Source organism: Pseudomonas sp. G11 (assembly GCF_029457515.1).
In the GTDB taxonomy this organism is placed as follows: domain Bacteria; phylum Pseudomonadota; class Gammaproteobacteria; order Pseudomonadales; family Pseudomonadaceae; genus Aquipseudomonas; species Aquipseudomonas gorinensis.
This window is the reverse complement of record NZ_CP120377.1, coordinates 677,930-691,980: the sequence shown is the minus strand read 5'-3', so window position 1 is coordinate 691,980 and position 14,051 is coordinate 677,930. Positions and strand designations below refer to the sequence as shown.

Sequence of the window (14,051 nt, the reverse complement as noted above, 5' to 3'; positions counted from 1 at the left end):
TTCCCTCTTTAACACCGAAGCCCTTGAGGCTTCACCCCGTTTTGGGAGCCCTGGTACAGGCAGGCCGGGAACTCCCTTCTTTACACCCGGGGCTTATGTGGCACAGCGCCCATAGCCCCAGCCCGTTTTGGGGACCTTGGTACAGGCAGGCCGGGGATTCCCTCTTTTATTGCTCTTGGAGATGGATCTCCAGCCGCCAGCGGCCTTCAGCCTTCTCCCCCGACCATTCCCCGCGCAACGGCCGAGCCGCCACCAGGTTCAGCAGCAGGCCAGCATCGGTCTTGCGTATGCGCCAGTTCACATCCTTGCCATTGACCTTGAGTTGCCCGCCGGCCGCCTTGCCCTGCGCGTCGAACAACAGCGCCACGGTGCCATCTACCTGCTCGCCGTGCAGCTGGGGCTCGCGGTTAAACCACACCAGCACGCCGTCCGCCGCCGGCTCGACCTGCAGCAACTCGACAGGGTCGGGGGTGGTCAGGCGACCGATCATCAGGCCCACCATCAGGCCGACAATCGCCAACGAGCCCAAAACCCTCGGCAATAGCTTCGGCCTGGGATCCTCTTCGAGGGTAGAATGCAGCGCATCTTTGCCTTCGGAGCCGTGCATGTTTCACGTCATCCTTTTTCAACCAGAAATTCCGCCGAATACCGGCAACGTTATCAGGCTGTGCGCCAACAGTGGCTGCCACCTGCATTTGATCGAGCCCCTGGGCTTTGACATGGACGACAAGCGCCTGCGCCGCGCCGGGCTGGATTACCACGAGTACGCCACCTTGCAGCGCCACGCCGACCTGGCCAGCTGCCTGGAAAGCCTGGGCCACCCACGGCTGTTCGCGTTTACCACCAAGGGCTCGCGGCCGTTCCATGATGCCAGTTTTGCCGAAGGCGACGCCTTCCTGTTCGGCCCGGAAAGCCGTGGCCTGCCGGCCGAGGTACTCGATGCCCTGCCTGACGGGCATCGCCTGCGCTTGCCGATGCGCGAAGGTTGCCGCAGCCTGAACCTGTCGAACACCGTGGCCGTTGCTGTCTACGAAGGCTGGCGCCAACTCGGCTTCAAGTAACACACACAGCAAATGTGGGAGGGGGCTTGCCCCCGATAGCGGTGGATCAGTCACATAGATGTCGACTGACACTCCGCCATCGGGGGCAAGCCCCCTCCCACATTGGGTTCTGCGTCGGGTTCGAGATTACTGAACCGTCGACGCGCCTTCCTGTTGCATGCGCTGCAGCTCTTGAGCGTACAGGGCATCGAAGTTCACCGGAGCCAGCATCAGCGCAGGGAACGAACCACGGGTAACCAGGCTGTCCAGGGTCTCGCGGGCATACGGGAACAGGATGTTCGGGCAGAACGCACCCAGGGTGTGGCTCATGGACGCCTCGTCCAGGCCCTGGATCAGGAAGATACCGGCCTGTTGCACTTCAGCGATGAAGGCCACTTCTTCGCCATTCTTGACGGTGACCGACAAGGTCAGCACGACTTCGTGGAAGTCGCCTTCCAGTGCCTTTTGACGGGTGTTCAGGTCCAGGGCAACGCTTGGGGTCCATTCCTGGCGGAAGATAGCCGGGCTTTTCGGCGCTTCGAACGACAGGTCACGCACGTAGATGCGCTGCAGCGAGAACTGTGGGCCTTGGGCTTCTGCTGCTTCGGTATTCTGTTGGTCAGTCATCGCAGATCCTTCTTGATCTTGGGGTCTTTTAGGGGTTGGGAGTCAGACGTGCAGCAGCGCATCGAGTTTACCGGAGCGCTCCAGGGCGAACAGGTCATCGCATCCACCGACGTGCCGGGTGCCGATCCAGATCTGCGGAACGGACGTGCGCCCCGCCTTCTGGGCCATTTCGGCACGCACCTGGGGCTTGCCGTCGACCTTGATCTCTTCGAAGGCAACACCCTTTTTCTCCAGCAAAGCCTTGGCTCGCATGCAGTAAGGGCACCAATCGCTGGAATAGACGACAACCTGGCTCATATCACTTCACCAGCGGCAGGTTATCGGCGCGCCAGCTGCTGATACCACCAGACAGCTTGGCCGCAGTGAAACCGGTCTTGAGCATTTCGCGGGCGTGGGTGCCGGCGTGCTGGCCTTGGGCGTCGACCAGGATGATGGTCTTGGCCTTGTGTTTTTCCAGCTCGGCCAGGCGCGCAATCAGCTTGTCCTGCGGAATGTTCAGGGCGCCGACGATATGGCCGGTGGCAAAATCCTTGGCCGGGCGGATATCCACGACAATCGCCTCATCCTTGTTGACCAGCGCGGTCAGCTCCGACGTGCTCAGGCTGCGGCCACCGCGGCTCATCTCGTGAGCGATCAGCAGCGCCAGCAGGATGACGAAGGCACCCGCGAGCAGATAGTGGGCAGTGGCAAATGCAATCAGGTGATCAACCATCAAGGAGGTTCCAGGGCGTTAAAATGGCGGTAAGTATACACAGCCGCCAGGGGGGGCCAACCCCCGTAAAGCGGTGACGTGGTCGGAACTTCGCTTTAAACTGCCACTCCCTTTTCAATCCCCTTCACTAATTACCGCCGCGAGAGGATCTATGACTACTACGCCTAAACCTTTGGTCCTGATAATTCTCGATGGCTTCGGACACAGTGAAAGCCACCACGACAACGCCGTGTACTCGGCGCGCAAGCCGGTCCTGGACCGCCTGACCGCCACCGTCCCCAACGGCCTGATCTCCGGTTCCGGCATGGACGTGGGCCTGCCGGACGGCCAAATGGGCAACTCGGAAGTCGGCCACATGAACCTGGGCGCCGGACGAGTGGTCTATCAGGACTTCACGCGCGTGACCAAAGCGATCCGCGATGGCGAGTTCTTCGAGAACCCGACTATCTGCGCGGCAGTGGATAAAGCCGTCGCCGCCGGCAAAGCGGTGCACTTCATGGGCCTGCTGTCCGACGGTGGCGTACATAGCCATCAGGACCACCTGGTGGCCATGGCCGAACTGGCCTTCAAGCGGGGCGCCGACAAGATCTACCTGCACGCCTTCCTCGACGGCCGCGACACCCCGCCGAAGAGCGCGCAGTCGTCCATTGAGCTGCTGGACGCCACCTTCGCCGCCCTGGGCAAAGGCCGCATCGCCAGCCTGGTCGGCCGCTACTTCGCCATGGACCGCGACAACCGTTGGGACCGCGTGGCCCAGGCCTACAACCTGATCGTCGACGGCCAGGCCGAATTCAACGCCGCCACCGCCCAGGAGGGCCTTGAAGCCGCCTACGCCCGTGGCGAGAGCGATGAGTTCGTCAAAGCCACCACCATCGGCGAGCCGGTGAAAGTCGAAGACGGCGACGCCGTGGTCTTCATGAACTTCCGCGCCGACCGCGCCCGCGAGCTGAGCCGTGTGTTTGTCGAAGACGGTTTCAAGGAGTTCGAGCGTGCGCGCCAGCCAAAAGTCCAATATGTCGGCCTGACCCAATACGCCGCCAGCATCCCCGCCCCCGCAGCCTTTGCCGCAGGCAGCCTGGACAACGTGCTGGGCGACTACCTGGCGAAAAACGGCAAGACCCAGCTGCGCATCGCCGAAACCGAGAAGTATGCCCACGTGACCTTCTTCTTCTCCGGCGGTCGCGAAGAACCGTTCCCCGGCGAAGAGCGCATCCTGATCCCGTCGCCTAAAGTCGCCACCTACGACCTGCAACCGGAAATGAGCGCACCGCAAGTCACCGACAAGATCGTCGACGCCATCGACCACCAGCGGTATGACGTGATCGTGGTCAACTACGCCAACGGTGACATGGTCGGCCACAGCGGCAACCTGGAAGCCGCGATCAAGGCCGTGGAATGCCTGGACCAGTGCGTCGGCCGCATCGTCGATGCGCTGGAAAAGGTCGGCGGCGAAGCGCTGATCACCGCCGACCACGGTAACTGCGAGCAGATGTCCGACGAATCCACCGGGCAGGCCCACACGGCCCATACCACCGAGCCGGTGCCGTTCATCTACGTCGGCAAGCGCGACTTCAAAGTGCGTGATGGCGGCGTGCTGGCGGATGTGGCACCGACAATGTTGATGCTGATGGGGTTGGAGAAGCCGAAAGAGATGACCGGCACTTCGATTCTGGTCTGATTCTCAGAATCACCGAAAAATAGTGTGGGAGGGGGCTTGCCCCCGATTACGGTAGATCAGCTGACACCTATGTGGCTGATACACCGCTATCGGGCGCAAGCCCCTTCCCACATTGGATCTTCCGCGTTTGGTAGATGTCTTTTTGCCATACCAGCGCCACTCGGCACCTATCTTGCCCGGAAGCCTGAATTGGGCGTTTTTTTTGCAGCGCTTGGCGGGCATACTAGGCCGTCCCTTTCCGTGGTGTCGCCCGCCTCTATGCTTCGCGCCTTGATTACCCTCGCTCTTGTCTGCCTGCTCCAACCGGCGTTTGCCGATGAGCGCGCGCAAACCCAACAACAGTTGGACGCTACGCGTCAGGACATTACCGAGCTGAAAAAACTGCTCGGCAAGCTCCAGGAAGAAAAATCCGGGGTGCAGAAAGACCTGCGCGGCACGGAAACCGAGATGGGCAAGCTGGAGAAACAGGTCCAGGAGCTGCAAAAAGAATTAAAGAAGAGCGAGTCGGAACTGGAGCGACTCGACGCTGAGAAAAAAAAACTCCAGAGCGCACGCGTTGAACAGCAACGCCTGATCGCGATCCAGGCCCGCGCCGCCTACCAGAGCGGCCGCCAGGAGTACCTCAAGCTGCTGCTCAACCAGCAGAACCCGGAAAAGTTCGCGCGCACCCTCACCTACTACGACTACGTGAGCCAGGCACGCCTGGCGCAATTGAAGGGTTTCAACGAGACCCTGCGCCAACTGGCCAATGTCGAACAGGAAATCGCCGACCAGCAGTCGCAGTTGCTCGACCAGAAAAGCGCCCTCGACGTCCAGCGCGACCAGTTGGACAAGGTCCGCAAGGAACGCCAGCTGGCCCTGGCCAAGCTCAACGAAGACGTAAAGGCCCGCGACGCCAAGCTGCAAGCTCGCGAGCAGGACCAGGCCGACCTGGCCAAGGTACTCAAGACCATCGAAGAAACCCTGGCCCGCCAGGCACGCGAGGCCGAGGAAGCGCGCCAGAAAGCGCTGATCGCCCAGCAGGAAGCCGAAAAAAAGCGCCAGCGTGAGGCCGAACTGGCAGCCACGACGGACGCTCCGGCCCCCCGCAAGCCCGCGCACGCAGCACCTGGCCCGCTGGTTTCCAGCGCCGGCGAATCCTTCGGCGGCCCTTTTGCTTCCGCGCGCGGCAAACTTCCATGGCCGGTTGATGGTCGACTACTGGCACGCTTTGGGGAAACCCGTGGCGACGACACCCGCGCCAAGTGGGACGGGGTGATGATCAGCGCCGCTGCTGGCAGCCAGGTCCATGCCGTACACGGTGGCCGCGTGGTGTTTGCCGATTGGCTGCGGGGCGCCGGTTTGTTGGTGATTCTCGACCACGGTAATGGCTATTTGAGCCTTTATGGCCACAATCAGACTTTACTCAAGTCGGCAGGTGATGTTGTAAAAGCCGGTGAATCCATCTCCACTGTCGGTAACAGTGGCGGCCAGGACACCCCGGCGCTGTACTTCGCTATTCGTCAGCAGGGTCGCCCGAGCGATCCCGCACAATGGTGCCGCTCCCAAGGATAGGGGCGCATCTACACTAGGAGTTCGTTCGACATGCTGCATTTGTCCCGCCTCACTTCGCTGGCCCTGACGATCGCCCTGGTGATCGGCGCGCCTCTGGCTTTTGCCGACCAGGCCGCACCGGCTGCACCTGCCGCCACGGCCGCGACCACCAAGGCGCCGTTGCCGCTGGACGAGCTGCGCACCTTTGCCGAGGTCATGGACCGGATCAAGGCCGCCTATGTCGAACCCGTAGACGACAAGACCCTGCTGGAGAATGCCATCAAGGGCATGCTCAGCAACCTCGACCCACACTCCGCCTACCTCGGCCCGGAAGATTTCGCCGAGCTGCAGGAAAGCACCAGCGGTGAATTCGGCGGCCTGGGCATCGAAGTCGGCGCCGAGGACGGCCAGATCAAGGTCGTCTCCCCGATTGACGACACCCCAGCGTCCAAGGCCGGTATCCAGGCCGGCGACTTGATCGTCAAGATCAACGGCCAGCCGACCCGCGGCCAGACCATGACCGAAGCCGTCGACAAGATGCGCGGCAAAATCGGCCAGAAAATCACCCTGACCCTGGTGCGCGACGGCGGTGCCCCGTTCGACGTGACCCTGGCCCGCGCGACCATCACGGTCAAGAGCGTGAAGAGCCAGTTGCTGGAGTCAGGCTACGGCTACATCCGTATTACCCAGTTCCAGGTCAAGACCGGCGACGAAGTGGCCAAGGCCCTGGCCAAACTGCGCAAGGACAACGGCAAGAAGCTCAACGGCATCGTGCTCGACCTGCGCAACAACCCAGGCGGCGTGCTGCAGGCGGCGGTGGAAGTGGTCGACCACTTCATCACCAAGGGCCTGATCGTCTACACCAAGGGCCGCATCGCCAATTCCGAGTTGCGCTTCTCGGCTACCGGCAACGACCTCAGCGAAAACGTACCGCTGGCCGTGCTGATCAACGGCGGCAGCGCCTCGGCCTCGGAAATCGTTGCCGGTGCCCTGCAGGACCAGAAGCGCGGCGTGCTGATGGGCACGACCAGCTTCGGCAAAGGCTCGGTGCAAACCGTGCTGCCGCTGAACAACGAGCGTGCGCTGAAGATCACCACGGCGCTGTACTACACGCCAAACGGTCGCTCGATCCAGGCCCAGGGCATCGTGCCGGACATCGAAGTGCGCAAGGCCAAGATCACCAACGAGGTCGACAGCGAGTACTACAAGGAAGCGGACCTGCAAGGCCACCTGGGCAATGGCAACGGCGGCGCCGACCAGCCAACCGGCAGCGGCTCCAAAGCCAAGCCGATGCCGCAGGACGATGACTACCAATTGGCCCAGGCGCTGAGCCTGCTCAAGGGCCTGAGCATTACGCGCAGCCGTTGATATGCGCTTTGCCCTGATCATCGCTGTGCTATGCAGCCTGGCAGGGGTCGCTCACGCGACTCCCGCCAGCGAGCCGCACAAAGCCTACCTGACCCTCATCATCGACGACCTCGGGCAAAACCTGGCCCGGGATCGTCGCGTGCTGGCCCTGCCTGGGCCGGTGACCACCGCAATCATGCCCGACACGCCCCACGCCGCCGAATTCGCCCGCGAAGCGCACAAGGCCGGCAAGATCGTGATCCTGCACATGCCCATGGACCCGGCCACCGGTCCGTTCGCCTGGCACCCCGACCTGCCTATCGAAGAGCTCGGCAAGCGCCTGGACGCCGCGTTCCAGGCCGTGCCCTACACCGCCGGTATCAACAACCACATGGGCAGTCGAATGACCGCACAGCCCGCGGCGATGGCCTGGTTGATGGCCGACCTGCAACGACGCAACAAGTTCTTTGTCGACAGCCGCACCAGCGCGCAGACCGTCGCCGCCGCCGAGGCACAGAAAATTGGCCTGGCCCATGTCTCGCGGGATGTCTTCCTCGACGACGAGCGCACCGAAGCCGCAATCACCACGCAACTGCAAACCGCGATCAAGCTGGCGCATAAACAGGGTTCGGCAGTGATGATCGGTCATCCGTACCCGCAGACCCTGGCGGTACTGGAACGCGAGCTGCCCAAGCTCAAGGCCCAGGGCGTCGACTGGATCGATATCAAGTTGATGATCAGTGTGCGCAGTAACCAGGCCATGGGTGGTCACGGTAAGAACGGCATCTATCGCTAAGGATCTGATACCTCTGTGGCGATTCGAAAAAGCGTACATCGCCTTCTGTAGGAGCGAGGGGGACGCCTAGTTCTTGCTCGCGAAAAACGTCAACGATAACGTGGGCTCCCTGAATGAACGCGGCGCCTGTGAGTTTTTCGCGAGCAAGCTCGCTCCTACAAAAAAAGCCTTAATTGAACGGCATTAGGGCTTGCTACAAAAAAGAGTCGACGGAAGGCTAGAGGTACTTCGCCATGATCTGGTCGACCACACCCTCCTTGCGCAGTTGGTCCAACGCCGCCTGCAGCTTCGCCACGGTCTCATCCGGCACATCCTTGTTCAGCGCGAGATAGAGTTGGGCGCTGTTGAAGCGCAGCACCGTCTTGAGCCCGGTCACACCCACCTGGCGTGCCAGGTAACGCCCGGCGGGATCGCCAGTCGCCCAAAGGTCGATCTGGCCGTCCATGAGCTTTTGCGCATTGTCCTGGTCGCGCAGCACCACCAGCGGGGTCAAGCCCTGCTTCTCCAGCGTCTGGGCAATCGCATCACCTTTATAGGCGCCGATCTTGTAGCGGCGCGCCTGCTCAAGGTCGGCAAGCTGGATCTTACTGTCGGCCTTGGCCAGCAGCACCCAGTCGTCCGGGCCAATGGGGCCGACCCATTTGAACAGCGCTTCGCGATCCGGCAGGCGCGCCATGACAAATACGCCGTAGCCGGGTTTCTCCAAGGCGAGCTTGTAGATTCGCTCCCACGGGAAACGCAGGGTGAGGTTGTAGGAAATGCCGGCACGCTTGAAGGTTTCTCGCACGATGTCCACGGCGATGCCTTCGATGTTCTCTTCCTTGGCGAAGTTCTTGCCGTTTTTCGCCATGTTGTAGGGCGGGAAATTTTCCGTCAGCAGCACCAGGGAGGTATCAGACGGTTCTTCGGCGTGAGCTGCACTCACCATAAAAATGGAGGTGCTGGCGAGGGCAAGCAGCAGGGTCTTGAACATGAAGGCTACCGGAATCCATGGCAAGCGCAGAGAGTGCCGCGCGCCCGCCATGGTGTCCAGCAGCGTTTAGCGAACGACGATACCGCGCGCCGCCATGTAGGCCTTGGCCTCGGGGACGGTGTATTCGCCAAAGTGGAAAATACTCGCCGCCAGCACCGCGCTGGCGTGGCCTTCGATCACGCCATCGGCCAGGTGTTGCAGGTTACCGACGCCGCCGGAGGCGATCACCGGGATACCCAGCGCATCACTGATCGCGCGGGTCACGCCCAGGTCGAAGCCGTTTTTCATGCCGTCCTGGTCCATGCTGGTCAGCAGGATTTCACCGGCGCCCAGGCCTTCCATCTTCATCGCCCACTCCACTACGTCCAGCCCGGTTGGCTTGCGCCCGCCGTGGGTGAAGATCTCCCAGCGCGGGGTTTCGCCGGGGCCGGAGACTTTCTTGGCGTCGATGGCCACCACGATGCATTGCGAGCCAAAGTGCTGCGCGGCTTCGCCGACGAACTCCGGGTTGAACACGGCCGCGGTGTTGATCGAGACCTTGTCCGCGCCGGCATTGAGCAGGTTGCGGATGTCTTGCACGGTGCGCACGCCACCGCCCACGGTCAGCGGGATAAACACCTGGCTGGCCATGCGTTCGACGGTGTGCAACGTGGTATCGCGGCCGTCGACGCTGGCGGTGATGTCGAGAAAGGTAATCTCGTCGGCACCTTGCTCATCGTAGCGGCGAGCGATTTCCACCGGATCGCCGGCGTCACGAATGTTCTCGAACTTGACGCCCTTGACCACGCGACCGTTGTCGACGTCCAGGCAAGGGATGATGCGTTTGGCCAGCGCCATGGTCAGTCCTCAGCCGTTGTAGGCATCGCAGTAAGCCTGGGCTTCGGCGACGTCCAGGGTGCCCTCGTAGATCGCGCGGCCGGTAATGGCGCCGATGATCCCAGGAGCCTTGGCGTCCAGCAGCGACTTGATGTCGCCCAGGTTGTGAATACCGCCGGAAGCAATCACCGGAATCTTCGTCGCCGCCGCCAGTGCCGCAGTGAACGGTACGTTACAGCCCTGCATCATGCCGTCTTTGGCGATGTCGGTATAAACGATGGCGGACACACCGTCGGCCTCGAACTGCCTGGCCAGGTCGATGACTTGCACGGTGCTGATTTCAGCCCAGCCGTCGGTGGCGACGAAACCGTCCTTGGCGTCCAGGCCGACGATCACCTTGCCAGGGAATGCGCGGCAGGCTTCGGCGACGAACGCCGGGTCTTTCACCGCCTTGGTGCCGATGATCACGTAGCTCACGCCCGCTTTCACGTAGTGCTCGATGGTTTCCAGGGAGCGGATACCGCCGCCGATCTGGATCGGCAGGTTCGGGTAGCGCTTGGCGATCGCGGTGACCACCTCGCCATTGACCGGCTGGCCTTCGAAGGCGCCGTTCAAGTCCACCAGATGCAGACGACGGCAGCCCCCTTCCACCCATTTGGCAGCCATGCTCACCGGGTCATCGGAGAACACGGTGGAGTCTTCCATACGGCCTTGGCGCAGACGTACGCAGGCGCCGTCCTTGAGATCGATAGCGGGGATAATCAGCATCTGGCAAACCTTATTCGATATTCAGCAATGCTTGGGAAATCAGGGTTTCTCAAGCGACCACAGGTCGCTTTCGATGCTTTCGAACCTTTCTTTAAGGAGCGTCTGCGTATCGAAAATCGCCCTGTTGTAATAATGCGGAGCCACTTCGGTGGTGAACAACTCAAGAATCTCGGCGACCTCGAACGAGCCCAGCTTGAGCTCGAAGCGATCCTCCATGAAGCGCTTGATCTTGTCGGTGGCCTCACGCTCCTGTTCAGGCGTGAGGTTCAAGATCGGCTGCTTCGGTTTCCTGGCCATTTACCAGCGCCCATCCCAGGCGGCGAAGTTCTGCAGCAATTGCAGGCCATGGGTATGGCTCTTCTCCGGGTGGAACTGCACGGCAAAACGCGAACCTTCGGCCAACGCAGCGGCGAAGTCGACGCCGTAGTGCCCACCCCCCACCACCTGGCGCGGGTTACCGGCGGCGATGTAGTAGCTGTGCACGAAGTAGAAACGCGCCATGTCCGGAATGTCGTGCCACAGCGGGTGATGCACCGCCTGGCTGACTTCGTTCCAACCCATGTGTGGGACTTTCAGGTGGGCGCCGTCTTCGTGCAGGTCCTTGCCGAAGAACTTCACCTGGCCGGGAAACAGGCCGATGCAGTCGACGCCGTCGTTCTCTTCACTGCTGTCGAGCAAGGCTTGCATGCCCACGCAGATGCCGAGGAACGGGCGATCCTGACTGACTTCGCGTACCAGGCTGTCAAAGCCCAGGCGGCGAATTTCAGCCATGCAATCGCGAATCGCGCCAACGCCCGGGAATACCACGCGGTCGGCTTCGCGAATCACATTGGCGTCGCTGGTGATCAGCACCTTGCCGGCCCCGACGTGCTCGAGGGCCTTGGCCACCGAGTGCAGGTTACCCATGCCGTAATCGATAACCGCGACCGTCTGCATTACAGGACGCCCTTGGTCGAGGGCATTTGCCCGGCCATACGCTCATCCAGCTCCACCGCCATGCGCAGCGCGCGGCCGAAAGCCTTGAACACGGTTTCGATCTGGTGGTGGGTGTTGGTGCCGCGCAGGTTGTCGATGTGCAGGCTCACGAGCGCATGGTTGACGAAGCCCTGGAAGAATTCCTGGAACAGGTCGACGTCGAAGCCGCCCACGGTGGCGCGGGTGTAGGGCACGTGCATCTGCAGGCCTGGGCGGCCGGAGAAGTCGATGACCACGCGCGACAGCGCTTCGTCCAGCGGGACATAGGCGTGGCCGTAGCGACGGATGCCTTTTTTGTCGCCAATGGCCTTGGCAAACGCCTGGCCGAGGGTGATGCCTACGTCTTCCACCGTGTGGTGGTCGTCGATATGCAGGTCGCCCTTGCTGACGATATCCAGGTCGATCAGCCCGTGACGGGCGATCTGGTCCAGCATGTGCTCAAGAAAAGGTACACCGATATCAAATCGGGCCTTTCCGGTGCCATCCAGGTTGATCGAGGCTTTGATCTGGGTTTCCAGAGTGTCGCGCTCGACGGACGCCTTACGTTCGGCCATCACCAGCTCCGCAAAATCATTGGGCGAAAAAGGCAGCCATTATAGGGGCGCGGGCGCTAAACAGAAACATCGAAGGGGATAAGACTGATGGAGTGTCGGGGATAGACATGTGCATACAAGCAAGAGCGGGCTTATGTGTCGGAGCGGGCTTAGTGTCTAAGCGGGCTTGTCGTGGCGAGCGGGCTTGCCCCGCGTTGGGCTGCGCAGCAGCCCCAAAATGTACCAACGCGTTCTGACGGGAAGAACGCGTTGGTTTTATTGGGGCTGCTGCGCAGCCCAACGCGGGGCAAGCCCGCTCGCCACAACCCCCAACACGCCTGTGGTCCCAACACGCCTGGGACCACAAGGCATGCGCGGTGTCAGTGGAACAGCACCGCCGTCTTCTGCAGGGTCACCCACACACCCCATGCCAACGGAATACCCACCACCAACCAGGCCGCAACAGCCAGCGGCTTGCTGCCGGCGGAGGCTTTCCACTCCAGCACGGTCGTGGCATCAGCACCTTTGTCATGACCCAGCGCCTGTTCGGCAGCCAGCTCGGCATCGGTCATGAAGTACTTGTCGGTCACCGGACGCACCAGCATGTTGCAGATGAACCCCAGCACCAGCAGGCCCGCCAGGATGTACAAGGTGATGTCGTAGGCCGCTGCGCGTTCAACGCCGATGCTCAACTGGTATTCACGCAGGTAGTTGACCAACACCGGGCCCAACACGCCCGCCGCCGCCCAGGCAGTCAGCAGGCGACCGTGGATCGCGCCGACCATCTGGGTACCGAACAGGTCGGCCAGGTACGCCGGAACCGTCGCAAAACCACCGCCGTACATCGACAGGATGATGCAGAACGCCGCCACGAACAGCGCCACGTTACCCAGGTGCCCCAGGTTCGGGATCAGCGCGTACAGGGCAAAGCCCAGGGCGAAGAACACGAAGTAGGTGTTTTTACGGCCCAGGTAGTCGGAGAACGACGCCCAGAAGAACCGGCCACCAATGTTGAACAGGCTCAACAGCCCAGTGAAGCCCGCAGCAATGGCCGCGATCGACGCCAGTTGCCCCGCATCCAGCTGGCCAAACGGTACATCCACACCCAGCAGCTTGCCGCCAAACACTTCCTGCAGCAGCGGCGAAGCCATGCCCAGGATGCCGATACCGGCGGAGACGTTCAGGCACAGCACCAGCCATACCAGGCGGAATTGCGGGGTTTTCCAGGCCACGTTCACATGCACGTGACGGTGGGTGATCATCGAGTTGCTGGCTTTTTTCGCCGGTGCGGTCCAGCCCTCAGGCTTCCAGCCGGTCGGCGGAACACGGTACGACAGTGCGCCACCGATCATGAATACGAAGTAGATCGCCGCCATCACCAGGAAGCTTTGCCACACGCCCACGCTGGTCGGCGAAGCAAAGTGCCCCATCAACGCAGCGGCCAGCGGCGCGCCAACCATGGCGCCACCGCCGAAGCCCATGATCGCCATGCCGGTCGCCATGCCGCGCTTGTCCGGGAACCACTTGATCAGGGTGGACACGGGCGAGATATAGCCCAGGCCCAGGCCGATACCGCCAATAACCCCGGAACCGATCCACATCAGCCAGATCTGGTGGGTGTAGATCCCCAGCGCCGAGATCAATAGGCCGCCGCACCAGCACAGCGCCGATACAACACCCGCCTTGCGTGGCCCGGCATGTTCCAGCCAGCCGCCCCAGATCGCTGCCGAGCAGCCCAGGAAGATGAAGAACAGGGTGTAGATCCAGCCCAGCATAGAGATGGGCCAATCGCATTGGGACGAGAAGACTTGGGCGATAAAGCTCATGTCCGGCGCACAGGCAACAGGTGCGGTAATACCCAGCGCCTTGGAGAGTGGCAGCCAGAACACCGAGAAGCCGTAGGCCATGCCGATGCACAAGTGAATGGCCAGGGCGGCCGGTGGAACCAGCCAGCGGTTGAAACCGGGCTTGGCGATGATGCGTTCCTTGGACAGGAACGCAGGCTGTGCGGCAGTAATACTCGCCGCCATGCTAGTACTCATTGGTGTTTCCCCCAGTTGTTAGTATGTGTTCGTCAGGCGCTCTCTCCCTCGGCCTTGCACGCAAAGCGTGGCCGTTTTGTTGAGTAGAGCTCCATTTAGGCGCGACCTTAAGTCGCAGAAGGCGAACGAACGTGCAGAGATTAGCATCAGTGGACGCCATAAAAACCAAAGTGCCACTACGTTTTTCGGATTTTTTGCACTTTTTGACGTC

The 14,051-nt window shown here is 61.7% G+C and carries 16 protein-coding genes; 5 read left to right on the top strand and 11 right to left on the bottom strand.

Annotated elements, in window-relative coordinates; translation table 11 throughout:
• Positions 1 to 166: 166 nt before the first annotated feature.
• A complete protein-coding gene (locus P2T68_RS03140; RefSeq protein ID WP_277379054.1) occupies positions 167 to 607 on the bottom strand; it encodes a hypothetical protein in 441 nt (146 codons plus the stop codon).
• Between P2T68_RS03140 and P2T68_RS03135 the strand changes: the two genes are divergently transcribed.
• The gene (locus tag P2T68_RS03135) at positions 606 to 1,061 is read left to right on the top strand and encodes a tRNA (cytidine(34)-2'-O)-methyltransferase (protein ID WP_010563141.1); all 456 of its coding nucleotides are present in this window, start codon (positions 606 to 608) and stop codon (positions 1,059 to 1,061) included. The genes P2T68_RS03140 and P2T68_RS03135 overlap by 2 nt on opposite strands.
• Positions 1,062 to 1,187: 126 nt before the next feature.
• On the opposite strand, the gene secB is transcribed toward P2T68_RS03135, so the two are convergent.
• Genes secB through P2T68_RS03120 form a run of 3 tightly spaced genes read right to left on the bottom strand, consistent with a single transcriptional unit; the run spans position 1,188 to position 2,379 of the window.
• Positions 1,188 to 1,667, bottom strand: coding sequence for a protein-export chaperone SecB (gene secB / locus P2T68_RS03130; RefSeq protein ID WP_024072893.1), 480 nt, complete (start codon positions 1,665 to 1,667; stop codon positions 1,188 to 1,190).
• Positions 1,668 to 1,709: 42 nt separating this feature from the next.
• Positions 1,710 to 1,964, bottom strand: coding sequence for a glutaredoxin 3 (gene grxC, locus P2T68_RS03125; protein ID WP_024072892.1), 255 nt, complete (start codon positions 1,962 to 1,964; stop codon positions 1,710 to 1,712).
• A gap of 1 nt (position 1,965) precedes the next feature.
• Positions 1,966 to 2,379, bottom strand: coding sequence for a rhodanese-like domain-containing protein (locus P2T68_RS03120; protein ID WP_041160819.1), 414 nt, complete (start codon positions 2,377 to 2,379; stop codon positions 1,966 to 1,968).
• Between the two features lie 151 nt (positions 2,380 to 2,530).
• On the opposite strand from P2T68_RS03120, the gene gpmI reads away from it, so the two are divergent.
• The 4 genes from gpmI to P2T68_RS03100 all read left to right on the top strand — a co-directional run bounded on the left by gpmI (position 2,531) and on the right by P2T68_RS03100 (position 7,733).
• Positions 2,531 to 4,057 (top strand): 2,3-bisphosphoglycerate-independent phosphoglycerate mutase, encoded by a 1,527-nt coding sequence (gene gpmI / locus P2T68_RS03115; RefSeq protein WP_069075088.1) that lies wholly within the window; start codon positions 2,531 to 2,533, stop codon positions 4,055 to 4,057.
• Between the two features lie 258 nt (positions 4,058 to 4,315).
• Entirely contained in the window at positions 4,316 to 5,611 is a 1,296-nt protein-coding gene (locus P2T68_RS03110) for a murein hydrolase activator EnvC (protein WP_024072889.1), read from the top strand.
• Positions 5,612 to 5,641: 30 nt separating this feature from the next.
• Positions 5,642 to 6,958, top strand: coding sequence for a S41 family peptidase (locus P2T68_RS03105; protein ID WP_024072888.1), 1,317 nt, complete (start codon positions 5,642 to 5,644; stop codon positions 6,956 to 6,958).
• Position 6,959: 1 nt separating this feature from the next.
• A complete protein-coding gene (locus P2T68_RS03100; protein WP_277379053.1) occupies positions 6,960 to 7,733 on the top strand; it encodes a divergent polysaccharide deacetylase family protein in 774 nt (257 codons plus the stop codon).
• A gap of 217 nt (positions 7,734 to 7,950) precedes the next feature.
• Here the strand turns inward: P2T68_RS03100 and P2T68_RS03095 are convergent, their stop codons facing one another.
• From P2T68_RS03095 to P2T68_RS03065, 7 genes are all read right to left on the bottom strand, one after another.
• On the bottom strand, positions 7,951 to 8,706 hold the full coding sequence (locus P2T68_RS03095) for an ABC transporter substrate-binding protein (RefSeq protein WP_069075090.1): 756 nt from the start codon (positions 8,704 to 8,706) through the stop codon (positions 7,951 to 7,953).
• A 66-nt stretch (positions 8,707 to 8,772) separates the two neighbouring features.
• Complete coding sequence (hisF, locus tag P2T68_RS03090; protein ID WP_277379052.1) at positions 8,773 to 9,543, bottom strand: imidazole glycerol phosphate synthase subunit HisF; 771 nt, start codon at positions 9,541 to 9,543, stop codon at positions 8,773 to 8,775.
• A gap of 9 nt (positions 9,544 to 9,552) precedes the next feature.
• Positions 9,553 to 10,290: a 1-(5-phosphoribosyl)-5-[(5-phosphoribosylamino)methylideneamino]imidazole-4-carboxamide isomerase gene (gene hisA, locus P2T68_RS03085; protein ID WP_016972250.1), complete on the bottom strand. Its 738-nt coding sequence runs from the start codon at positions 10,288 to 10,290 to the stop codon at positions 9,553 to 9,555.
• Between the two features lie 39 nt (positions 10,291 to 10,329).
• Complete coding sequence (locus P2T68_RS03080; RefSeq protein ID WP_024072885.1) at positions 10,330 to 10,587, bottom strand: DUF2164 domain-containing protein; 258 nt, start codon at positions 10,585 to 10,587, stop codon at positions 10,330 to 10,332.
• Positions 10,588 to 11,226 (bottom strand): imidazole glycerol phosphate synthase subunit HisH, encoded by a 639-nt coding sequence (hisH, locus tag P2T68_RS03075; protein ID WP_024072884.1) that lies wholly within the window; start codon positions 11,224 to 11,226, stop codon positions 10,588 to 10,590. It abuts the gene before it with no gap.
• Complete coding sequence (gene hisB / locus P2T68_RS03070; RefSeq protein WP_017849940.1) at positions 11,226 to 11,819, bottom strand: imidazoleglycerol-phosphate dehydratase HisB; 594 nt, start codon at positions 11,817 to 11,819, stop codon at positions 11,226 to 11,228. Before hisB ends, hisH begins: the two co-directional genes overlap by 1 nt.
• 359 nt (positions 11,820 to 12,178) lie before the next feature.
• Positions 12,179 to 13,840 carry an OFA family MFS transporter gene (locus P2T68_RS03065; protein WP_277379051.1) on the bottom strand — a complete coding sequence of 554 codons (1,662 nt, stop codon included), beginning with the start codon at positions 13,838 to 13,840 and terminating at the stop codon, positions 12,179 to 12,181.
• Positions 13,841 to 14,051: the final 211 nt, after the last annotated feature.

Coding starts and splice junctions, on each gene's coding strand:
- P2T68_RS03135 (WP_010563141.1), top strand. CDS start 606: ATGTTTCACGTCATCCTTTTTCAACCAGAAATTCCGCCGAATACCGGC.
- P2T68_RS03140 (WP_277379054.1), bottom strand. CDS start 607: ATGCACGGCTCCGAAGGCAAAGATGCGCTGCATTCTACCCTCGAAGAG.
- secB (WP_024072893.1), bottom strand. CDS start 1,667: ATGACTGACCAACAGAATACCGAAGCAGCAGAAGCCCAAGGCCCACAG.
- grxC (WP_024072892.1), bottom strand. CDS start 1,964: ATGAGCCAGGTTGTCGTCTATTCCAGCGATTGGTGCCCTTACTGCATG.
- P2T68_RS03120 (WP_041160819.1), bottom strand. CDS start 2,379: ATGGTTGATCACCTGATTGCATTTGCCACTGCCCACTATCTGCTCGCG.
- gpmI (WP_069075088.1), top strand. CDS start 2,531: ATGACTACTACGCCTAAACCTTTGGTCCTGATAATTCTCGATGGCTTC.
- P2T68_RS03110 (WP_024072889.1), top strand. CDS start 4,316: ATGCTTCGCGCCTTGATTACCCTCGCTCTTGTCTGCCTGCTCCAACCG.
- P2T68_RS03105 (WP_024072888.1), top strand. CDS start 5,642: ATGCTGCATTTGTCCCGCCTCACTTCGCTGGCCCTGACGATCGCCCTG.
- P2T68_RS03100 (WP_277379053.1), top strand. CDS start 6,960: ATGCGCTTTGCCCTGATCATCGCTGTGCTATGCAGCCTGGCAGGGGTC.
- P2T68_RS03095 (WP_069075090.1), bottom strand. CDS start 8,706: ATGTTCAAGACCCTGCTGCTTGCCCTCGCCAGCACCTCCATTTTTATG.
- hisF (WP_277379052.1), bottom strand. CDS start 9,543: ATGGCGCTGGCCAAACGCATCATCCCTTGCCTGGACGTCGACAACGGT.
- hisA (WP_016972250.1), bottom strand. CDS start 10,290: ATGCTGATTATCCCCGCTATCGATCTCAAGGACGGCGCCTGCGTACGT.
- P2T68_RS03080 (WP_024072885.1), bottom strand. CDS start 10,587: ATGGCCAGGAAACCGAAGCAGCCGATCTTGAACCTCACGCCTGAACAG.
- hisH (WP_024072884.1), bottom strand. CDS start 11,226: ATGCAGACGGTCGCGGTTATCGATTACGGCATGGGTAACCTGCACTCG.
- hisB (WP_017849940.1), bottom strand. CDS start 11,819: ATGGCCGAACGTAAGGCGTCCGTCGAGCGCGACACTCTGGAAACCCAG.
- P2T68_RS03065 (WP_277379051.1), bottom strand. CDS start 13,840: ATGAGTACTAGCATGGCGGCGAGTATTACTGCCGCACAGCCTGCGTTC.